Annotated in this window: 20 protein-coding genes; 9 read left to right on the plus strand and 11 right to left on the minus strand. The window is 73.4% G+C overall.

The features are described 5' to 3' along the window. Positions 1-66 precede the first annotated feature (66 nt). On the minus strand, positions 67-2,211 hold the full coding sequence (locus tag ABFT23_RS12725) for an MMPL family transporter (RefSeq protein ID WP_347895701.1): 2,145 nt from the start codon (positions 2,209-2,211) through the stop codon (positions 67-69). 188 nt (positions 2,212-2,399) lie between these two features. On the opposite strand from ABFT23_RS12725, the gene ABFT23_RS12730 reads away from it, so the two are divergent. Genes ABFT23_RS12730 through ABFT23_RS12740 form a run of 3 tightly spaced genes read left to right on the plus strand, consistent with a single transcriptional unit; the run spans position 2,400 to position 4,676 of the window. Next, positions 2,400-3,335, plus strand: a complete 936-nt coding sequence (locus ABFT23_RS12730) for a proline dehydrogenase family protein (RefSeq protein WP_457623400.1) — start codon at positions 2,400-2,402, stop codon at positions 3,333-3,335. A gap of 7 nt (positions 3,336-3,342) precedes the next feature. Continuing rightward, complete coding sequence (gene proC, locus ABFT23_RS12735; protein WP_347895703.1) at positions 3,343-4,164, plus strand: pyrroline-5-carboxylate reductase; 822 nt, start codon at positions 3,343-3,345, stop codon at positions 4,162-4,164. 2 nt (positions 4,165-4,166) lie between these two features. After that, positions 4,167-4,676 (plus strand): hypothetical protein, encoded by a 510-nt coding sequence (locus tag ABFT23_RS12740; RefSeq protein ID WP_347895705.1) that lies wholly within the window; start codon positions 4,167-4,169, stop codon positions 4,674-4,676. A 76-nt stretch (positions 4,677-4,752) separates the two neighbouring features. Here the strand turns inward: ABFT23_RS12740 and ABFT23_RS12745 are convergent, their stop codons facing one another. From ABFT23_RS12745 to ABFT23_RS12775, 7 genes are all read right to left on the minus strand, one after another. Beyond that, positions 4,753-5,298 carry a hypothetical protein gene (locus ABFT23_RS12745; RefSeq protein WP_347895706.1) on the minus strand — a complete coding sequence of 182 codons (546 nt, stop codon included), beginning with the start codon at positions 5,296-5,298 and terminating at the stop codon, positions 4,753-4,755. Continuing rightward, entirely contained in the window at positions 5,295-5,984 is a 690-nt protein-coding gene (locus ABFT23_RS12750; protein ID WP_347895707.1) for a TetR/AcrR family transcriptional regulator, read from the minus strand. The genes ABFT23_RS12745 and ABFT23_RS12750 overlap by 4 nt, the downstream gene beginning before the upstream one ends. Beyond that, complete coding sequence (locus tag ABFT23_RS12755; RefSeq protein ID WP_347895708.1) at positions 5,941-6,366, minus strand: DCC1-like thiol-disulfide oxidoreductase family protein; 426 nt, start codon at positions 6,364-6,366, stop codon at positions 5,941-5,943. The genes ABFT23_RS12750 and ABFT23_RS12755 overlap by 44 nt, the downstream gene beginning before the upstream one ends. A gap of 12 nt (positions 6,367-6,378) precedes the next feature. After that, positions 6,379-6,792 (minus strand): hypothetical protein, encoded by a 414-nt coding sequence (locus ABFT23_RS12760; RefSeq protein ID WP_347895710.1) that lies wholly within the window; start codon positions 6,790-6,792, stop codon positions 6,379-6,381. A 63-nt stretch (positions 6,793-6,855) separates the two neighbouring features. After that, the gene (gene trpS / locus ABFT23_RS12765) at positions 6,856-7,929 is read right to left on the minus strand and encodes a tryptophan--tRNA ligase (RefSeq protein WP_347895712.1); all 1,074 of its coding nucleotides are present in this window, start codon (positions 7,927-7,929) and stop codon (positions 6,856-6,858) included. A 158-nt stretch (positions 7,930-8,087) separates the two neighbouring features. Continuing rightward, the gene (locus ABFT23_RS12770) at positions 8,088-9,773 is read right to left on the minus strand and encodes a DUF885 domain-containing protein (protein ID WP_347895713.1); all 1,686 of its coding nucleotides are present in this window, start codon (positions 9,771-9,773) and stop codon (positions 8,088-8,090) included. Positions 9,774-9,800: 27 nt separating this feature from the next. Beyond that, on the minus strand, positions 9,801-11,078 hold the full coding sequence (locus tag ABFT23_RS12775; protein WP_347895715.1) for a hypothetical protein: 1,278 nt from the start codon (positions 11,076-11,078) through the stop codon (positions 9,801-9,803). 217 nt (positions 11,079-11,295) lie between these two features. On the opposite strand from ABFT23_RS12775, the gene ABFT23_RS12780 reads away from it, so the two are divergent. The 4 genes from ABFT23_RS12780 (at position 11,296) to ABFT23_RS12795 (ending at position 14,159) form a co-directional block, all read left to right on the plus strand. Beyond that, positions 11,296-11,499 carry a helix-turn-helix domain-containing protein gene (locus tag ABFT23_RS12780; RefSeq protein ID WP_347895717.1) on the plus strand — a complete coding sequence of 68 codons (204 nt, stop codon included), beginning with the start codon at positions 11,296-11,298 and terminating at the stop codon, positions 11,497-11,499. 288 nt (positions 11,500-11,787) lie between these two features. Next, the gene (locus ABFT23_RS12785) at positions 11,788-11,889 is read left to right on the plus strand and encodes a 30S ribosomal protein bS22 (protein WP_008356322.1); all 102 of its coding nucleotides are present in this window, start codon (positions 11,788-11,790) and stop codon (positions 11,887-11,889) included. 15 nt (positions 11,890-11,904) lie between these two features. Continuing rightward, the gene (locus tag ABFT23_RS12790; protein WP_347895722.1) at positions 11,905-13,005 is read left to right on the plus strand and encodes an NAD-dependent epimerase/dehydratase family protein; all 1,101 of its coding nucleotides are present in this window, start codon (positions 11,905-11,907) and stop codon (positions 13,003-13,005) included. Between the two features lie 5 nt (positions 13,006-13,010). After that, on the plus strand, positions 13,011-14,159 hold the full coding sequence (locus tag ABFT23_RS12795; RefSeq protein WP_347895724.1) for a lysophospholipid acyltransferase family protein: 1,149 nt from the start codon (positions 13,011-13,013) through the stop codon (positions 14,157-14,159). 9 nt (positions 14,160-14,168) lie between these two features. Here ABFT23_RS12795 and ABFT23_RS12800 read toward each other — a convergent pair whose 3' ends face one another. The 3 genes from ABFT23_RS12800 to ABFT23_RS12810 all read right to left on the minus strand — a co-directional run bounded on the left by ABFT23_RS12800 (position 14,169) and on the right by ABFT23_RS12810 (position 17,382). After that, the gene (locus ABFT23_RS12800) at positions 14,169-15,350 is read right to left on the minus strand and encodes a DUF5667 domain-containing protein (RefSeq protein WP_347895726.1); all 1,182 of its coding nucleotides are present in this window, start codon (positions 15,348-15,350) and stop codon (positions 14,169-14,171) included. Between the two features lie 109 nt (positions 15,351-15,459). After that, positions 15,460-16,209 (minus strand): sigma-70 family RNA polymerase sigma factor, encoded by a 750-nt coding sequence (locus ABFT23_RS12805; protein ID WP_347895728.1) that lies wholly within the window; start codon positions 16,207-16,209, stop codon positions 15,460-15,462. Between the two features lie 291 nt (positions 16,210-16,500). Next, positions 16,501-17,382 carry an HAD family hydrolase gene (locus tag ABFT23_RS12810; protein WP_347895730.1) on the minus strand — a complete coding sequence of 294 codons (882 nt, stop codon included), beginning with the start codon at positions 17,380-17,382 and terminating at the stop codon, positions 16,501-16,503. A 77-nt stretch (positions 17,383-17,459) separates the two neighbouring features. Here ABFT23_RS12810 and ABFT23_RS12815 point away from each other — a divergent pair, with 77 nt between their 5' ends. After that, the gene (locus ABFT23_RS12815) at positions 17,460-19,130 is read left to right on the plus strand and encodes a class I adenylate-forming enzyme family protein (RefSeq protein ID WP_347895732.1); all 1,671 of its coding nucleotides are present in this window, start codon (positions 17,460-17,462) and stop codon (positions 19,128-19,130) included. Continuing rightward, positions 19,127-19,390 (plus strand): glutaredoxin family protein, encoded by a 264-nt coding sequence (locus ABFT23_RS12820; protein ID WP_347895734.1) that lies wholly within the window; start codon positions 19,127-19,129, stop codon positions 19,388-19,390. The genes ABFT23_RS12815 and ABFT23_RS12820 overlap by 4 nt, the downstream gene beginning before the upstream one ends. Positions 19,391-19,514 lie beyond the last annotated feature (124 nt).

The following is a 19,514-nucleotide window of genomic DNA, read 5'->3' on the forward strand; positions in this document are numbered from 1 at the left end:
CTGGGGGAGTATCCCGGCGCGTTGTCGGACCGAGCTCGCCCGGGCCTTCGACGTCTCGAGATCCAGCTAGGCAGGCAGGAGCTCCTTCTCCACCGCCGGCGCGGGCGCCTCGCCCTCCGAGAACCCGACCTTGTCGTGCACCCGGCGCAGCCACATCGGCGACCACCAGTTCCACTTGCCCATGAGGCCCATCAGCGCCGGCACCAGCAGCGAGCGGACGACGAAGGCGTCGACCAGGACGCCGACCGCGGTCGCGACGCCGATCTGCTGGATGAAGCTGATCTCGCTGGTGGAGAACGCGCCGATCGCGACGGCCAGCAGGATCGCGGCCGCGGTGACGACGGCGCCGGTGCGCCCGAGGCCGACGGCCACGGCCTCGCGCTCGGCGAGCCCGGCCTCGCGGGCCTCCCTGATCCGCCCCAGCAGGAAGACGCCGTAGTCGGTGGAGAGCGCGAACACGAGAGCGGCGGCGACGAGGAAGTCGGTCGGCTCGATGCCGCCGTTCGGCGTGTAGCCGAGCAGGTCGGTGAAGCGGCCGTCCTGGTAGACCCAGGTCAGGGCGCCGAGCGAGACGCCGACGGTGAGCACGTTCATCACGATCGCCTTGACCGGCAGCACGACCGATCCGGTCATCAGCCACAGCACGAGCATCGTCAGGACGACGAGCAGCCCGGCCGCGAGCGGGAGGCTGCTGGCGATCGCGTCCTGCTGGTCGATGAACTCCGCGGCCGGTCCGGCGACGAGCGCGTCGGTCCCGGTGTCGTCGGCCAGGTCGCGCACCTCGTGGACGACGCCGCGGGCCGTCTCGCCTGCGGGGTCGCCGTCGACGGTGAGGTCGACCTGCCAGGTGCCGCCGCCGAGGTCGACGGGCTCGGCCGGGGCGAGGACGCCGGGCAGGCCGGAGGCCTCGCGGGCCAGGGCGCCGGCGTCGCCGGCGTCGCCCTCGACCGCGACGGTGACCGGGGTGGTGCCCGCGCCGCCGTAGGAGTCGGTGAGGGTGTCGGCGACCACGCGGCCGCTCTCGCCCTCGGGCACGACGGTGGCGTCGATCGGCGTCCACTCGGCCCGCAGGGCGGGCGCGGCCAGGATCACCATCACGGCAGCGGTTGCGACCGCGATCAGGCCGGGACGGCGCATGACGGCGTGCGAGAAGCGGTACCAGCGGCCCTCGGCGGCGTCGCTCCGGCGCCGGCGGGCCAGCTTGGCGCCCCACAGCCCGAAGATCGCGGGGGAGACGACGAGCGAGGCGACGGCCGCGACGACCGCGACGATCGCGCCGGCGATGCCCATCGACTTCAAGAAGCCCATCGGGAAGACGGTGAGGGTGATGAGGGCGACCGCGACGGTGGCGGCGGAGAACACGACGGTGCGCCCGGCGGTGGCCATCGTCGTCCGGACGGCGCCGAGGCCGGCGCCCTGCCGGTCGAGCTCCTCGCGGTAGCGGGTCAGCAGGAACAGCGTGTAGTCGATGGCGAGGCCGAGCCCGAGCCCGATCACCAGGTTGAGGGCGAAGACGCTGAGGCCGTAGACCTCGTTGACCCCGGCCAGCGCGAGGAACGTGCCGAGCACGGTGGTGACGCCGACGACGAGCGGCAGCACCGCCGCCCGGCCGCCGAAGATCAGCAACGCCAGGAGGGCGAGCAGCGGGAACGCCATCAGCTCGGCGCGGGCGAGGTCCTCCTCGACCTGCGAGCCGATCTGGAGGCCGATCACGGCCCCACCACCGACGGTCACGTCGCCGTCGTCGGCGAAGACCTCGACGGCCTCCTCCGCGACGGCCTCGCCGCTGGCGTCGGCGGCGGCCGTGGCGAGCACGAGGGACGACGTGCCGTCGTCGGCCATGCCGCCCGGCGTGACCTCGACGATGCCGTCGATCGCGGCGAGCCGGTCGGCGACGGCGTCGACGCGGGCCTGGTCGGTGCCGTCGACCAGGACCATGAGCCCGGGCGACGACTCGCGCCCGGTGGCCTGTTCGATGCGCTCGACGGCGGCGACCGAGTCGGCGTCGGGCGGGGCGAAGCCGCCGTCCGAGGAGAGGGCCCCGGCGACCGGGCCGCCGACCGCACCGGCGAGGAGCACGAAGAAGAAGACGGCGAGCAGCGCGCGCCGCGGGGAGGAGTGGGCGAGCCGGAGGAAGCGGGCGACCGGTCCGGTGCCCGACGGTGACTCGGACCGCGTCGGCGAGGGGGCCTGGGAGGGTGTGGTGTCCATGCCAGAACCCTCGTCGTCGGAGGGGATCGGTCGCGTCGTCCTGCGGGTGTGACTGCGGCTCTGCCCAGGGGACGACGTACTCCGCCGGTCGTACACCCGTGGGCATAGTCGCCGGTGGTCCTTTGCGCGCGATCGCTCGACGAGGACCACCGCCGAAGGGGGAGGCGGTGCAGACGTAGCCTGGAGCCATGTCGTTGCTCCGCCAGCCGATCCTGCTGCTCGCGCGCAGCAGCGGCGTCAAGAAGCTCGTGAGCACGATGCCGGTCACCTCCGGCATCGTCACGGGCTACGTCCCCGGCGAGTCCACCGCCGCCGCCGTCGAGGCCACCGGTCGCCTGGTCGATGACGGCCTCACCGTCACCCTCGACTTCCTCGGCGAGGACACCGTCGACGCCGAGCAGGCCGCCGCCACCGTCGCGGCCTACGTCGAGGTGCTCAAGGCGCTCGGCGAGCGCGGCCTGGCCCGGCGGGCCGAGGTGTCGGTCAAGCTCTCCGCGATCGGCCAGGCCCTGCCCGACGTCGGCGACAAGGTCGCCCTCGAGAACGCCCGCACGATCTGCCGAGCGGCCCGCAACGCCGGCACCACGGTCACCCTCGACATGGAGGACCACACCACGACCGACCGCACGCTCGCGGTGCTGCGCAACCTGCGCAAGGACTTCCCCGAGACCGGTGCCGTCCTGCAGGCCTACCTGCGCCGCACCGAGTCCGACTGTCGATCGCTGGCCCACGAGGGCTCGCGCGTGCGGCTGTGCAAGGGCGCCTACAACGAGCCCGAGTCGGTGGCGTTCCAGGACAAGATCGACGTCGACAAGTCCTACGTGCGCTGCCTCAAGGTCCTGCTCGCCGGTGCCGGCTACCCGATGATCGCCACGCACGACCCGCGGATGATCGCCATCGCCGCCTCGCTGGCCAGCCGCTTCGGCCGCGCCACCGGCACCTACGAGTACCAGATGCTCTACGGCATCCGTCCCGAGGAGCAGCGCCGCCTGGCCGCGGCCGGCGAGACCGTGCGCGTCTACGTGCCCTACGGCCAGGAGTGGTACGGCTACCTCATGCGCCGGCTCGCCGAGCGTCCGCAGAACCTGACCTTCTTCCTCCGCTCGCTCATCTCCAAGAAGTAGGCCCGCCATGACGTCGACCTCGAGCCCCTCGACCACCGCCATCATCGGCGCCGGCGTGATGGGCGAGACCCTGCTCTCCGGCCTCGTCCGGGCCGGACGCCGCGTCGACCGGCTCCTCGTCGGTGAGAAGCGCGTCGAGCGCGCGGCCGAGCTCGAGGAGCGCTACGGCGTCTCCGTCGTCTCCAACGTCGACGCCGCCGCGAAGGCCGACACGCTCGCCCTCGTCGTCAAGCCGCAGGACATGGGCGACGTGCTCGCCGAGATCGCCCCGTCACTACGACCGGGGCAGCTGCTGGTCTCGCTGGCCGCCGGCATCACGACGGCGTTCATCGAGTCGCGCGTGCCCGAGGGCGTCGCCGTCGTCCGGGTCATGCCGAACACGCCGGCGCTCGTCGACGAGGGCATGGCTGCGATCTCGCCGGGCTCGCACTGCTCCGACGACGACCTCGCCGAGGCCGAGGCGCTGCTCGCCTCGGTCGGTCGGGTGCTGCGCATCCCCGAGCGGCAGCAGGACGCCGTCACCGCCATCTCCGGCTCCGGCCCGGCCTACATCTTCTTCGTCGTCGAGTCGATGATCGAGGCCGGCGTGCACCTCGGCCTGCCGCGCGCCACCGCCAGCGACCTCGTCATCCAGACCCTGGTCGGCTCGGCCAAGATGCTCCGCGAGACCGGCACCCACCCCACCGTGCTCCGCGAGCAGGTCACCTCGCCCGGCGGCACCACCGCCTCGGCGCTGCGCGAGCTCGAGATCCACAAGGTCCGCGCCGCGTTCCTGGCCGCCATGGAGTCGGCCCGCAACCGCTCGCGGGAGCTCGCCGAGGGGTCCTGAGCGTGAGCGGGCTGCCGTGGGTCTGGGGCGCGACGGCCGAGGAGGCCGCCCGCCGTTACCCGGCCGACGACGCCGTCGAGGGTCGGCCGATGACCCGCGCGGTCGACGTCGCCGCGCCGTCCGAGGTGCTGTGGCGGTGGCTCTGCCAGGTCGCCGTGGCGCCGTACAGCTACGACTGGGTCGACAACGGCTTCCGGCGCAGCCCGCGCGAGCTCACGCCGGGCGCCGACCGGCTCGAGGCCGGTCAGCCGATGGCGAAGGTCTTCCGGCTGACGACGTTCGACGACGGCCACCACTGGACGGCGGTCACGCCCGGCCGCGGACGGCTGGGCGCCGCCGCGATCACCTACGCCGCCGAGCCGGTCTCGCCGGCGTCGTCACGCCTGGTCTGCCGCCTCGTGGCCACCTGGCCGCGGCCGGCCCTCGACGCCCTGGCGTGGGGCGACCTGGCGATGATGCGCAAGCAGCTGCACACGCTGCGCGACCTCGCCGAGCAGACCACGACCGGCTGAGGCCACCCCGACGCCGATCACGACCGTCGGCGCTCGGCGCTGCGCGCGGTCGTGCGCCGGGCGTTGGTCGCGTCTCCTACGGACTGAGGCCGGCCAGGCTGCGCGCCAGGGTCGCGGCGACCGGCGCGAGGTCGCTGGTGGTGTAGGCCAGCTCGGGGCTCGGCGCCAGCTCGACCAGCGCGGTGAGCGAGCGGGTCGCGCCCTCGGCGACCACCGTGCCCTGCAGCACCTGGGTGCCCTGCTGCTCGCCGACGCAGGAGTAGGAGCCGCGGCCGAGGCCCGGCAGGTCCCGGGTCTCGCCGAGACAGCCCTCGTCGGGCAGGTCGAGGGCGACGACGGAGAGCTCGTCGCCGCGGTCGTTGGTCGCCAGGCAGAGCTGGGTCAGCTCGCCGGTGGGGCTGAAGTCGCCGGCCGCCAGCAGGGGTGCGACCTCGGCGTTGACGGCGTCGACGAAGGCCTCGCACGCGACCGGAGGCGTCGCGGTCGGGGTGGGCGACGGGGTCGACGGGCTGGACGTCGTCCCGGACGCCGGGGCGGGCGGGGGGCTGCCGCCGGGCTCGTCGTCGCCGCTGCACGCGGTCAGGGCGAGCGCGGCGGCGAGGGCCACGAGCAGGTGCCTCACGCCGTCGACCTGATCGTGCGGACGACGCCCATGAGGTCGTCGATGACGCCGCGGACGACGGGCAGCCGGCCGAGCCGGACGAGCCGGTCGACCAGGGGCGTGGCCTGGGCGACGAGGGTGCGGGTGCGGGTCTGGCCGGGCGAGGCGTCGTGAACCCAGAACAGCACGAACCCCATCTGCAGCAGCCACAGCAGCTCGGGCAGCTCGGCGCGGAGCGCAGGGGTCATCTTCGCCTCGGACCCGTCGACGACGCGGCGGTAGAGCTCGATGCTGGCCTCGCGCGCCGGTGTCGACTCCTCGCTGAACGGCGAGAGCGGGCTGGCGGGGTCGGCGGCGTTCTTGAAGAACTGGGCGGCGAACTCGTGGTTGGGCGCCGCGACGTCAAGCCAGGCCTCGAGCACCCCGCGCAGCCGGGCCTCGAGCGACGTCTCGCGCTCGAGGACGGCGTCCGCCCGCTCGGCATGCTCGACCTGGATGCCGTCGTAGAACGCCTGGATCAGGTGCTCCTTGGAGGAGAAGTAGTAGTAGGCGTTGCCCACCGAGACGCCGGCCTCCTTGGCGACGGCCCGCATCGTCGTCCGGTCGAAGCCGTCGCGGCGGAAGAGCCGCATGGCGGCGTCGGCGATCGTCGCCCGGGTCTGCTCAGCCTTGCTGGTGAGCGACGTTCGGCGAGCAGGCTCCGGCACGGCAGTCAGCGTAACCACCTCCCTGTGGCGCTCCGGTGGTGAGCAGGTGGCGCAGGCCGGCGGCGCTCGCGGCCGCCCCGCGGGCGAGCGGCAGCCACGCCGGTCGCGCGAGACGCTCGGCCATCGGCCGGAACCGCCGCGTCGCCCACAGGCACATCACCCAGGCGTGCTCGCCGGTCCACACGCTCCCGTCGTCGCCGACCACGGTGATGTCGCAAAGCGTCGCGGCGTGGTCGAGCGTCGGGAAGAGCTCCCTGGCCTGCGCTGACGCCGCCGGCACGAGCCGCAACGGCACCAGCGTGCGCTGGGCGCCGAGCCAGTCGCGGAACCGCGAGCACAGGGGGCAGCTCGCGTCGTAGAGGACGTAGAGAGCGGTGGTCATCGCGCGCCCGGCTCAGGGGGCGGGGTAGGGCGTGGCCGGGACGAAGCCCTGCGGGGCGACCGGGGCGCTGCGGAAGGAGTCCATCGCGTGCCGGCGCCGCATCGAGCTGAACGCCCACACGTTGAGGAAGTGCAGGACGCCGAGCACGAGCGTCACCACGCCGATCTTGACGCTCAGCTCCTCCAGCAGCCCGCGCAGGTCGACCACCTCGCCGCCGGTGCGCAGGTACAGGCTGACGAAGCCGAGGTTGAGCAGGTAGAACCCGACGACGAGCAGCCGGTTGACCGCCTGGGCGAGCCGCTCGTTGCCGGTGAACACCTCCTCGAGGAAGACCTGGCCGTTGCTCGACAGGGTGTGCGCGACCCAGACGGTGAGCGGGACGGCGACGAGCAGGTAGGTGACGTAGGTGGCGACGGTCCAGTCCATGGCAGGCTCCCGGGTAGGTGTTTGAACGTGTTCAAGACTACGGTAGCGTGATTCTGAACGCGTTCAAAGTCCCATGGCCGCCTGCGCTGCGGCCAGCACCGGCTCGGTGACCGACCGGGCCCGCGCGGCGCCGTCGGCGAAGACCGACCGCACGTGCTCCGGGTCGTCGGCCAGGTCGGCGTACCGCTTCTGGATCGGCTCCAGCGTCGCCACCACCGCGTCGGTGACCGCCCGCTTGAGGGCGCCGTACGTCGTGAGCCCGTCGCCCGACCCGCCGCACGCGACGAGCACCTCGAGCAGGTTGGTCACCCCGGGCTTGGCCTCGCGGTCGCGGCGGACGGCGTCCGGCCCGACGTCGCCGTCGGTGACCGCGCGACCGACCTTGCGGCGCACGACGTCCGGGGGGTCGAGGAGGTAGATCGTGCCGGGCGCCTCGGCCGACTTCGACATCTTGCGGGTCGGCTGCGCGAGGTCCATGACGCGCGCGCTGCCGTCGTCGGCGGTGACCACCTCGGGCACCACGAACACCTCGCCGTAGCGCCGGTTGAAGCGCAGCGCGAGGTCGCGGGTCAGCTCGACGTGCTGCTTCTGGTCGGCGCCCACCGGGACGGCGCGCGGGGCGTAGAGCAGGATGTCGGCCGCCATCAGCGCGGGGTAGGTGAACAGGCTCACCCTGGTCGAGGCGACCCCGCGTGGTTTCGAGGCAGCTGGCTCAGCCCGTCGCTGGCGCGACGGTGTGAGCCCAGCCTCCTCAACCTCGAAGGCCGTCGACGAGCCGCGCAAGCGCGTCTCGTCGGCCTTCGACTTCTCCTTGAACTGCGTCATCCGGCCGAGCTCGCCGGTCGTGGCCACGCACTCGAGCAGGTAGGCCAGTTGGGCGTGGGCCGGCACGTGGCTCTGGCGGAACAGGGTGGCCCGGTCGAGGCCGAGAGCCAGGAACAGTGCCGCCATCTCGTCGGCGGCCGCGCGCAGCCGGCCCGGGTCGTGCTGGTCGGTCGTCATGGCGTGCAGGTCGGCGATGCCGTAGAAGGCGTCGTCCTGACGCTCGCGCATCGGCGCGAGCGCGCCGAGCAGGCTGCCGAGGGTGAGGTGGCCGGACGGCGTGAGCAACGACAGCGTGCGGGTCGGGCTGGTCATGCGGGGCTCCTGGAGTGAGGGCCCACGGACACCGCGCCGCGCAGATGCAGAACGGCCGCCCGTGGGCGGCCGTGTCTGAGGTGTGCGTCAGAGGGGTGGTCCGCCGGTCAGGCGGGCCACCACTGGGTGGATCGGGTCGTCAGCACGAGCCGAGCATGTCACGGCAGGCGTGCGGTGACCACCTCGTCGAGCACGCCGAGTGGCAGCGAGCCCGAGTCGAGAACGGCGGAGTGGAACGCCCGGACGTCGAACGCCGCGCCCTGGCGGGCCTCGGCCTCGCGACGGATGCGCTCGATCTCGACCCGGCCGACCATGTACGAGCACGCCTGGCCGGGCGTGACGACGTAGCGGTCGACCTCGGGCCGCACAACGCCCTCGGCCAACGGGGAGTTCTCGACCATGTACTGCACGGCCTGCTCCCGGCTCCACCCGAGCGCGTGCAGACCGGTGTCGACGACGAGGCGGCAGGCGCGCATCGAGTCGGCGGCGTACATGCCCATGCGGTCGACGGCGGAGGAGTAGAGCCCCATCTCGTCGGAGAGCCGCTCGGTGTAGAGGCCCCAGCCCTCGGCGTAGGCGGAGTTGTGGATGTGCTTGCGGAACTCGGGGATGCCCTGCAGCTCGGCGGCGATCGCGAGCTGCAGGTGGTGGCCCGGGATGCCCTCGTGGAAGGCCATCGCCTCGAGCTCGAAGGTGCCCCACGACGACGGGTCGTCGATGTTGATGAAGAACGTGCCGCCCCGGCTGCCGTCGCCGGCCGGTGGGAAGTAGAACGCCTTCGCGCCGGTCATGGTCGACTCGACCGCGCACGGCGCCTGGGGGAGCACCTCGAACCACGCTGGCATCGCCTCCCACGCGCGGGCCATCGCGACCTCGGAGGCCTCGACGAGCTGCTCGCCGCGCTCGAAGTGCAGCTTGGGGTCGGTGCGCATCGCCTCGAAGATCCGGGCGAGGTCGTCGGTGCCGACGACCTCCGGCCCGAGCGCGCGGTACTCGTCGGCGAGCTTGGCGACCGTCGCGAGGCCGAGGTCGTGGATCTCCTGGGCCGTCTTGTCGGTGGTCGTGTAGTAGCGGAGCATCGCGGCGTAGGCGGCCTCACCATCGGGCAGCCCCGACAGGCCGCACCGCTCGTCGGGCCGCGCCTGCGGCAGCACCTCGTCGCGCAGCACGTCGCGGTAGGCGCCCATCGCCGGGCGCAGCTCGTCGGCCACGACCGCGGCCACCCGAGCGCGCCAGGTGTCGGCGTCGACGCCGGACGGCGGCTCGGGCACGCGACCCAGCACCGGGTCGTCGGCCACCGGGCCGTCGAGGATCGCGTCGATCTGCGCCACCGTGTCGGACGCCGCGAACGCCGCCGGCAGCCGGCCGGCCGCCACGCCCTGACGGAACCGGTCGGCCTCCTCGCGGTAGCCGCGGGCCACCCCGCGCAGCTTGTCGACGAGGGCCTCGGCCACGTCGGCGTCGGGCAGCGCGAGCATGCCGGTGACGATTGGGATGCCGACCTGCGGCCCGAAGATCGGGTCGGCGGCGACCTCGCCGAGCCGCGTCTCGAGCCGCCCGGCCGTCGAGGTGGCGATGTCGATGAGCACGGCGCGCGTCGTCCGCTCGGCCGGGTCGAGGGCGCCGGGGTCGATCGCCTCGGCGTCGTCGGCGAACGTGCGCAGCGCGGCGATCTGCCGGTCCTCCGCCTCGCGGGTGAAGTCCTCGTAGAACGCGGCGTAGCGGTAGACGCCGAGCAGGTGCGCCTCGGTGGGGTTGGTCTCGAGGTAGTGGCCCCAGAACGCCTCGGCGAGCCGGGTGAGGTCGTCGCTGGCGGCCTGGGCGGGGTCCGGGGTCTCGGTCATGGACCGACCCTACGACCACCCCTCGGGTCACGGCGGCCAGTCGCCGTAGCCACCGGGCGGCGGCTCGAAGACCACGAGCCACCAGATCCAGCCGACCTGGCCGACGACGCCCGCGACGAGCCAGAACGTCGTGCGCAGGCCGAGCCAGCGGGGCGGGTCGCGGTGGGCGCCGACCAGCAGCGCGAGCAGCGGGAAGAGCGGGATCAGGTAGCGGAAGATGCTGGTGTGGCCGTCGACGACGGCGAGCAGGTAGAGCGCGTAGGCCGCCGACCACACACGCAGGCGCAGGTCGAGCCCGCGGGCGACCTGGGGCAGCAGCATCGCCAGTGCGAGGGCCAGCGGCACGAGCAGGCCGAGCGCCGAGAGCACCCAGGTCTTGTCGTGGGTCTCGAGGGCGGCCTCGACGGTGCGCTTCCACGGCGCGATCGGGTCGATCTCGTCGGTCGAGCGCCAGGCGGTCATCGTGGCCGGGTAGGCGTCGCGGCGCCCCGTGGCCAACGCCGCGATCGTCGTCCAGAGGATGCCGGACAGGCCGGTCGCGCCGAACGTCCACAGCATCGCCACGGCCTCGCGCGGCGCGATCGGCCGATCGGCCCGTGCCCGCCAGCGCAGCCACAGCCCGACCGCGACCACCACGATCAGGGGCAGGGCGATCGGCCGGGTCAGGCCGAGCACCAGGGCGGCGACGCCGGCCGCCCACCACCACTCCCGGCGCAGGAACAACAGCACCGTGACCAGCAGCAGCATCGAGAACGACTCGGTGTAGGCCATCTGCAGCACCGGCGACACCGGGCAGGCCGCCCACACGGCCACCACGGAGAGCGCCGCCACCTCGACCCGCGGACCCGACGGCAGCGACTCGACCAGCAGTCGCGCCATCACCAGGGCCGCGCCGAGCCCGGCGACCAGGGCCAGCAGGGGAGCCGTCGTGGCGAAGTCGGAGCCGAGCAGGGTCGCGACGAGGCGCACCGCGTAGGGATAGGCCGGGTAGAACGCCCACGGGTTCTGCTCGGCCCGGCCGGTGTCGGGGTTGACCGGGATCTCGTCGGGATAACCGTTCTCGTAGATCTCGCCGTACCACCGCGCGTCCCAGTTGAGGGTCAGGGTGAGGTCGTCCTCGGTCGGCCCCACGACGCCCGGCTGCACGCCCGGGAAGAACCCGGCCTGGTCGGCCGCCTGGGCCAGCAGCAGCCCGCTGACCAGGCGCATCGCGAGGTAGATCGCGGCCGCCTTGACCCACAGCGGTAGGGCGCGGACGTCGTCACCGGTCGGCAGGCGCAGCCGCTCCGTCGCCGTCCCCGTCATGCCGCACAGGGTAGGCCGGGGCCCCTCCGCGCCGTCCCCGGCCGGGGTCGGCTAGCACGCCGGACGGGGGGATCCTTGGTAGGCTCGCCGAGATCCCAGAAGTTTCACCTGGCAAATTCTTCCCCACGCGTCACACGAAGCCCTATTGTCCTCTCGAAGCGCTCGTGTCATCACCGGTGGGGAAGCCGGTGGCGGGCGTAGAGAAAGCTGGTGCCACGTGTCCAACACGTCCGGAGGCCTCTCCGACCCGAAGTTCTTGACCATCGCCGAGGTGGCCGCACTCATGCGGGTCTCGAAGATGACCGTCTACCGGCTCGTGCACAACGGCGAGCTGCCCGCCGTCCGCGTGGGCCGCTCCTTCCGCGTCTCCGAGGACGACGTCGACGAGTACCTCAAGAACTCGTTCTTCAACGCTGGCTAGGTGATGGCGCTCGCTCCGCTTCGCGCGTGGCGCGCCGCCTGAAGAGGCCGCCTCGGCACACGCCGAGCGCACGCTCCGCTCGTACCTCGCTCCGCGCACCCTCGACGCGCACCGAGACGCCCTCGCAGCGCGCCGGCTGCACATGAGGGGGCGTTGAGAGCTCAGCGGCTGCACGGGCGCGAGCGCGGTGGGACGGGCGATTCTCTGCCGCGTGGGTGGGGCCGATAGGCTGACCCGGATCGCCTGGGCACCTCCAGGCGCTGCACGTCTGTCTGAGAGTTGGGTCCCGTGGGTTCCGTCATCAAGAAGCGCCGCAAGCGCATGGCCAAGAAGAAGCACCGCAAGCTCCTGAAGAAGACGCGCGTCCAGCGTCGCAAGCTCGGGAAGTAGCGCAGGCCTCTCCTCATGGGCGGCGGCGACAAGGTCGTGCTCGTCACCGGGGTCTCCCGTGACCTCGGCCGCCGCTGTGCGCGCGCCATCGCCGAGCACCCGTCCGTCCGGCGGGTGATCGGCGTCGACGTGACCCCTCCGCGGGGCGACCTCGGCGACGTCTCGTTCGTGCGCGCCGACATCCGCAACCCGGTGATCGCCAAGGTGATCGCCAAGGAGGACGTCGACACCGTCGTCCACATGAGCGTCATCGCGACCCCCGGCGCCACCGGCGGCCGGGCCACGATGAAGGAGCTCAACGTCATCGGGACGATGCAGCTGCTCGCGGCCTGCCAGAAGGCGCCCAGCGTCACCGACCTGGTCGTGAAGTCGACCACCACGGTCTACGGCGCGAGCAACCGCGACCCGGCGATGTTCACCGAGGACATGGACCCGCGCGGTGCCCCGCGCACCGGGTACGCCAAGGACGTCGCCGAGATCGAGGGCTACGTCCGCGGCTTCGCGCGCCGTCGCGGCGACGTCCGGGTCACGATGCTGCGTTGCGCCAACGTCATCGGGCCCCACGTCGTCAGCCCGATCACCTCCTACTTCCGGTTGCCGGTGCTGCCCACGGTGCTCGGCTTCGACGCCCGCATGCAGTTCCTGCACGAGGACGACCTGCGCGGCGTGCTCCAGCACGCGGTCGCCCACGACGTCCCCGGCACGTTCAACGTGGCCGGCGACGGCGTCCTCATGCTCAGCCAGGCCATCCGACGCCTGCAGCGCCCGAGCGTGCCCATGCCGGGCTTCGCCGTCGGCAGCCTCGGCAACGTGCTCCGCTCGGCACGCCTGGCCGACTTCTCGCCCGAGCAGACCGCCTTCTTGACCTTCGGCCGCGGCGTCGACACCACCCAGATGCGCGACGTGCTGGGCTTCGAGCCGCAGTACTCCACGGCCGAGGCCTTCGCCGACTTCGCCGCCGACCTGACGCCGACCGGCGGCCGCACCGAGCGTGCCCTCGCCGGCCTCGCCGAGCGGCTGCCCTCCACGCCCTCGGTCACCGCCGACCGCCCCGTCGACGTCCGGCCCGCGCTCGCCGTCGCGCCCCGGCCGCCGGCCTCCGGAAAGGCGAGGTGAGTCGCGTGGGCGACGCCGAGATCATCCCGATCGGCACCCGTGGCAAGCCCGGGCGCGGTAGCGGCAAGCAGCCGTCGTCGGCCGCGCGCGGACTCGCGCCCAAGCCGCGCACGCCGGCCCGCCCGCCGGCCAGCCCCGAGCCCGACGCCGTCATCGACCCCCCGGCCGACGTCGCCCCGACCGACGACGACGTCGCGGTCACCGAGACCGCGACGGGCCCGGCGGCACCGGTCACGACGTCCGAGCGGCACCCGATGCGCGGCATCCCCACCTCGGCCTGGCTCTCGGCGTTCCAGCAGGCCGCGCTCGAGGTGTTCGGCGAGCAGTGGGAGCCGCGGCTGGCTCACTTCCTCGCCTTCCTGCGGCGCCGGGTCACCGGCGACTACGTCGTCGACGAGTACGGCTTCGACGCCGAGGTCACCCAGCGCTTCTTCATGGCCGCGCTGCGCCCGATCGCCCAGCAGTGGTTCCGCATCGAGGTGCGGGGCGTCGAGAACATCCCGACCGCCGGCGGAGCCCTGGTGGTCTCCAACCACTCCGGCACGGTGCCGATCGACGGCCTGATGACGATGGTCTCGATCCACGACCACACCCAGCGCTTCCTGCGGCCCCTCGGGGCCGACCTCGTGTTCAAGATGCCGGTCGTCGGCAGCGTCGCCCGCAAGGGCGGCGCCACCCTGGCCTGCAACGAGGACGCCGAGCGCATGCTGCGCGGCGGCGAGCTCGTCGGCGTGTGGCCCGAGGGCTTCAAGGGCATCGGCAAGCCCTACTCGCAGCGCTACAAGCTGCAGCGGTTCGGCCGGGGCGGCTTCGTCTCCGCGGCGCTGCGCACCGGTGTGCCGATCGTGCCGCTGGCCGTGGTCGGGGCCGAGGAGATCTACCCGCTCGTCGGCAACATCCCCGCGCTCGCGCGCCTGCTCGGCCTGCCCTACATCCCGATCACACCGTTGTTCCCCCTGCTCGGGCCGCTCGGCATGGTGCCGCTGCCCTCGAAGTGGCTGCTCGAGTTCGGCGAGCCGATCCGCACCGACGACTACGAGCCCGGTGCGGCGGAGGACCCGATGCTGGTCTTCGACGTCACCGACCAGGTGCGCGAGACGATCCAGCAGACGCTCTACACCCTGCTGATGCAGCGCCAGTCGGTCTTCAAGTAGCCGACGGCGCTAGTTCTTCGGCTGACCCCCGAGCAGGCCCTGCAGACCGCCGACCGTCTCGTCGACCGCGCCGGTGAGCAGGTCGCCGAGCTCCTCGACCGGGCTCTGCAGGCCGGCGAGCGGGACCTGCAGCGGGTTGCGCGGCGTGCCGTCGCCGGACGGCGCCTGCGGCGTCGACGGCTGCGGGAGGACCGGCGTGGCGGGCTCCTCCACGGGCGCCGGGACGACGGGCTCGACCGGCACGGGTGCCGGCTGGCCGGCCGGGGCCGGCGTCTGGGGGGCCTCGGCCCTCGGCGTCGGGGCAGGTGCGGCCGGTGTGGCCGGCGCGGGCTTGCCGGGCGGCGGCAGGAGGTCGAGGATCGGCCCGAGGTCGCCGGCCGTCTCGAGCGGACCGACCGGGAGGGCGTCGCCGCACGCGGGGCAGGCGAGCAGGGCCTCGGCGTCGATGCCGTCGATGATGCGGGCCGCGCTGATCAGGGTGCCGCGCGCGTCGACGGGGACGACGGCCTCGAGCCGGCGCAGCGTGCCGATGCTCTGGGCGGTGAACGCGCGGAGGTCCTCGATCGGGCGGACGCGGCCGGTGTCGGCGTAGTCGTCGAGCAGGACCGTGGAGGCCTCGACGGCCTGGTCGGAGAAGTCCTCCAGCGTCTGGGCGATGACCTCGGCGTCGCCGTCGCCGGCCCGGCTGAGGGAGTCGACCTCGTCGAGGCGGCCCTCGGCGTTGGCGAGCATCGTGGCGCCGCGGTCGTCGGGGTCGCGGACGACGCGCTCATGAACGTTCTCGAGGCCGCGCTTGAGCGGGTAGAGGGTGTCGCCCGGAAGGGCCGACTGGGCCGCGACCGACATCGAGGCCGACGCGCTGACCAGGGCGAAGCCGCCGATCGCGACGGCGAGGCGGCGCTCGCGCGAGGTGCGCCGGCTCTGGGCCTGGCGGCGCACCTCGAGCCGGGCCGGGGGATCGGGCACGAGCGTGGTCTCGGCGGCGAGCACCAGCCGGCTGCGGAGGTCGGAGACGAACTCGGGTCGCGCCTCGGCCGGGGGAGCGGCGCGCAGGGCGGTGACGACGTCGACGAGCGCCGTCAGCTCGGCGACCCTGGCGGACTCCGCGTCGGCCAACGGCACGGTCGAGGCGTCCTCGACCATCGCGTTGAACTCGTCGGCGCGTCGACGCGCCGGGAACACGGGGTTCATCGCTTCCGTCCTGGGTGGTGACCGATGCCGCGGAGGCCTGTCGCACCCCTCAACGAGGCGGGGACGGTCGAGGTTACGGTCGTCGTGCGCGGGGCTCGGGTCGTGGCCATCAGTCGCGGATCCCCTCGGGCATCAGCTTGGCCAGGTTGCGCACCCCGCGCAGCTGCAGCTGCTTGACGGCGCCGTCGCTGCGACCGAGGACGGCGGCGGTCTCGGCGATGCTCATGCCCTGCAGGAACCGCATCACCAGGCAGTCGCGCTGCTCGTCGGGCAGCTGCGTGAGGGCCTCGAGGAGCATCTCGTTGGTCAGGCTCGCCAGCACCAGCGACTCGGGGCCCTCGGTGGTGTCGTCGTGGGCGCCCATGTCCTCGGTGGTGGACTCGAGGCGGGTGCGACCGGCCTTGAAGTGGTCGGTGGCCAGGTTGCGCGCGATGGTCATCAGCCAGGCGCCGAAGTCCTTGCCCTGCCACCGGAACGAGGTCATGTTGCGCAGGGCGCGGAAGAACGTCTCGGAGGTGAGGTCCTCGGCGAGCGTGGCCGACCGGGTGCGGTAGTAGAGGAAGCGGTAGACCGACGGCTGGTAGTGGTCGTAGAGCTGGCCGAACGCCTCGGCGTCGCCACCGCGGGCGAGCTCGACCAGGGCGATCAGCCGCGTGCGCTCGGCCTCGGTCTCCTCCGACGACGTCGCCATCTCGGCGTCGTCGAAGCCACCGCCGGAACCGGTGCCGCCGAGCGGAGCGTCGTGGTCGACGTCCTCGGAGACGGCCTCGGAGAGCAGCGGGCCGGCAGGAGCGAGACCCGGTGCGGGGACGAGGAGCCGCGCGACGGCGTGGCGCAGCGCGTCGAGCCCGCGCGTCACGTCCCGCCTCGACTGAGGCATGTCGCCCTCCCGGCTGGCCCCCTCCCCGGGGCCGATACCTGAGGGTAGATCAGGTATCACCGGCCCGTACAGCAAAAGCCGGACCCGACGGACCCGCACGCCGCGGTGACGTCCGTCACCTCCGACCCGCTTGCCGCCGGCTGGCGCGGCTCGTCCGACGCGGCCCGCGGCGGGATAGTCCCTGACGGACATCAACCTTTCCGGGGCGTCGGGCTTGATCGACGTGAGGGACTACCGCCGCGCTTGCCGAGGCTGGGACCAGCTAGCAGGTCAGCGCTTGCGGCGGACGGCGACACCGGCCGCGACGGCGCCGGTCACGGCTCCGGTGGTGGCGGCCACGACGAGCCCGGCCCGGGCGGCCTTGCGACCCGTGCGGTAGTCGCGGATGCGCCAACCCTGCTCGCGGGCGTGCGCGCGCAGGCGGGCGTCGGGGTTGATGGCGACCGGGTCGCCGACGAGACCGAGCATCGGCAGGTCGTTGCTGGAGTCGGAGTAGGCCGAGCAGCGCGCCAGGTCGAGTCCCTCGCGCGCGGCCAGGGCCAGGATCGCCTCGGCCTTGGCCGGGCCGTGCAGCAGGTCGCCGACCAACCGGCCGGTGTAGACGCCGTCGACGTGCTCGGACACCGTGCCCATCGCGCCGGTGAGCCCCAGCCGGCGGGCGATGATCTGCGCGATCTCGATGGGCGCCGCCGTCACGAGCCACACCCGCTGACCCTGGTCGAGGTGCAGCTGGGCCAGCGCCCGGGTGCCCGGCCAGATGCGGTGCGCCATGCCCTCGTCGAAGATCTCCTCGCCGAGCTCCTCCAGCTCGGTCACCGTGTGCCCGGCGATGAAGCTGAGCGCCGAGTTGCGGGTCTCGGCGATGTGGTCGGGGTCCTCGACGCCGACGACGCGGAAGTAGGCCTGCTTCCACATCGCGCCGAGGATGTCGCGGGTCGTGAAGAAGTCGCGTCGGTGCAGGCCGCGGGCCAGGTGGAAGATGCTCGCGCCCTGCATGACGGTGTTGTCGACGTCGAAGAAGGCCGCCGACGTCGGGTCGACCGGGTGGTCGAGCGACGCCTCGACCTCCGCCGCGGCCGCCGCCGCCTCGCCGGCCAGCGTCGAGCGCTGCCGCAGGTTCGGCGGCCGACGCGTCTTGTCGCTGGAGGACATGGGGTGAGCCTATGCACATCCGGGTCCGTCCGTTCGGGCCACGAGACGGATCGGGGGCGGTACGTAGACTGCCGCGCATGCCTGGCGCGCCCACGACCGACGTCCCGACGGCCGACGCCGGGGTCGACGACGTGGCCGGACCCGCGCAGCTGCTCGCCGCCGCGGCCGCCGAGCACCCCGACAAGCTCGCCGTCGTCGAGGCGCGCGGCCGCAGCCTCACCTGGGCCGAGCTCGACGCCGAGGTCGCCCGGGTCGCCACCGGCCTGGCCGCAGCGGGGGTCGTCGCCGGCTACCGGATCGTGCTGGTCTGTGGCAACCGGCTCGAGTTCGTCACCACCTACCTCGGCATCCTGCGGGCGCAGGCCGTCGCCGTCCCGCTCAACCCCGGGTCGAGCCCGCGCGAGGTGGCCCGGGTCGTCGCCGACTGCGGCGCCCGCATGGTCGTCGCCGACGAGACCACCATCGGCCTCGTGCGCGAGGCCGCGGCCGCCGTCGACGCCGCGCTGGCCGGCGAGCACAGCAGCCTCGCCGACGACGTCCCCGCCGACGTGCTCGAGCGCCTCGTCAAGCCGCGCGTGGTCGCGATCGGCACCACGCTCCTGCCCGGCGAGCGCTCCTACGACCACCTGCGCTCCGACACCGCACGACCGGCCCCCGAGCTGCACGACGCCGAGCGCGTCGCGGCGCTGCTCTACACCAGCGGCACCTCCGGGCTGCCGCGCGCCGCGATGCTCAGCCATCGCGCGCTCGCGGCCAACATCGCCCAGGTCGCCGCCGTCGAGCCGCCGATGATCCACGGCGACGACGTCGTGCTCGGCGTCCTGCCGCTCTTCCACGTCTACGGCCTCAACGCCGTGCTCGGCTCGGTGCTGAGCAGCGGCGCCAAGCTCGTGCTGGCCGAGCGCTTCGACCCGCAGGGCACCCTCGACCTCATCGACGACGAGGCGTGCAGCGTCGTCCCGGTGGCGCCCGCCGTCTTCGCCCACTGGCGCGACGTCGACCTGGCCGGCCGCCTCGGCCCGGTCCGGGTGGTGCTCTCCGGCTCCGCCCCGGTCGCCCCCGAGGTGGTCGAGGAGTTCGCCGCGCGTACCGGCGTGGCGGTGCACCAGGGCTACGGCCTGACCGAGGCGGCCCCCGTCGTCACGAGCACGCTGTGCTCCGAGCACCCCGACCCCGCCTCGGTCGGCGCGCCCCTCGGCGGCATCGACCTGCGGCTGGTCGACGATTCCGGCGCCGAGATCGACGCCGCCGCGGGCGACCCCGGCGAGATCCAGGTCCGGGGCGCCAACCTGTTCAGCGGCTACTGGCCCGACGGCGCCGACGGGCCCGACGACGACGGCTGGTGGTCCACGGGCGACGTCGGCTTCCTCGACGCCCGCGGCGACGTCTACCTCGTCGACCGGGTCAAGGAGCTCGTCATCGTCTCCGGCTTCAACGTCTACCCGGTCGAGGTCGAGCGGGTGGTGGCCGAGGTCGCAGGCGTCGCCGACGTCGCCGTCATCGGCGTCGACGACGAGGCCACCGGCGAGGCCGTCGTCGCCTACGTCGTCGCAACGGGCGACGGGTCCGCCGACGCCGACGCGTTGGCGGGCGACGTCCGCGCCGCCTGCGAACGGGCGCTGGCGCGGTTCAAGGTGCCCTCGCGCATCGAGGTCGTCGACCGGCTGCCGGTCGGGGTCACCGGCAAGGTGCAGAAGGGCCGCCTGCGCGGGCTCGAGCGCCGTCGTGCACTGGGGCTGCTCGAGTGAGGCTGCGCCGCCGCCGGCAGCCCGGCGGTCCGCGGGTCACGCTGTACTCCCGCGCCGGCTGCCACCTGTGCGAGGCGGCCGAGGCCGTCGTCCGCGAGGTCTGCGCCGACCTGGGGGAGTCCTACGTCGTGGTCGACGTCGACGCCGACCCGCAGCTGCAGGCGCGGTTCAGCGACGAGGTGCCGGTGACGTTCGTCGACGGCGCCCAGCACGACTTCTGGCGGGTCGACGAGGCGAGGCTGCGGGCCGCGCTCGGCTGACCGGCGGCGAGGTGTCCGACCGCCGAAACGGGGTCCGCGTGTCAAGTCGGCGAACGGGTGTGCTAGGCCACGGGCACTCGATTTGTTCTCGCGTTCACAAACTCCTACTGTGAACGCGCCGGGC

The organism is Nocardioides secundeburneus (assembly GCF_039939255.1).
Lineage (GTDB): Bacteria > Actinomycetota > Actinomycetes > Propionibacteriales > Nocardioidaceae > Nocardioides.

What these genes read in the sequence shown, in the direction of transcription:
- ABFT23_RS12725 (WP_347895701.1), bottom strand. Translation starts at nt 2,211, where the DNA reads ATGGACACCACACCCTCCCAGGCCCCCTCGCCGACGCGGTCCGAGTCA.
- ABFT23_RS12730 (WP_457623400.1), top strand. Translation starts at nt 2,400, where the DNA reads ATGTCGTTGCTCCGCCAGCCGATCCTGCTGCTCGCGCGCAGCAGCGGC.
- proC (WP_347895703.1), top strand. Translation starts at nt 3,343, where the DNA reads ATGACGTCGACCTCGAGCCCCTCGACCACCGCCATCATCGGCGCCGGC.
- ABFT23_RS12755 (WP_347895708.1), bottom strand. Translation starts at nt 6,366, where the DNA reads ATGACCACCGCTCTCTACGTCCTCTACGACGCGAGCTGCCCCCTGTGC.
- ABFT23_RS12760 (WP_347895710.1), bottom strand. Translation starts at nt 6,792, where the DNA reads ATGGACTGGACCGTCGCCACCTACGTCACCTACCTGCTCGTCGCCGTC.
- trpS (WP_347895712.1), bottom strand. Translation starts at nt 7,929, where the DNA reads ATGACCAGCCCGACCCGCACGCTGTCGTTGCTCACGCCGTCCGGCCAC.
- ABFT23_RS12770 (WP_347895713.1), bottom strand. Translation starts at nt 9,773, where the DNA reads ATGACCGAGACCCCGGACCCCGCCCAGGCCGCCAGCGACGACCTCACC.
- ABFT23_RS12775 (WP_347895715.1), bottom strand. Translation starts at nt 11,078, where the DNA reads ATGACGGGGACGGCGACGGAGCGGCTGCGCCTGCCGACCGGTGACGAC.
- ABFT23_RS12790 (WP_347895722.1), top strand. Translation starts at nt 11,905, where the DNA reads ATGGGCGGCGGCGACAAGGTCGTGCTCGTCACCGGGGTCTCCCGTGAC.
- ABFT23_RS12800 (WP_347895726.1), bottom strand. Translation starts at nt 15,350, where the DNA reads ATGAACCCCGTGTTCCCGGCGCGTCGACGCGCCGACGAGTTCAACGCG.
- ABFT23_RS12810 (WP_347895730.1), bottom strand. Translation starts at nt 17,382, where the DNA reads ATGTCCTCCAGCGACAAGACGCGTCGGCCGCCGAACCTGCGGCAGCGC.
- ABFT23_RS12815 (WP_347895732.1), top strand. Translation starts at nt 17,460, where the DNA reads ATGCCTGGCGCGCCCACGACCGACGTCCCGACGGCCGACGCCGGGGTC.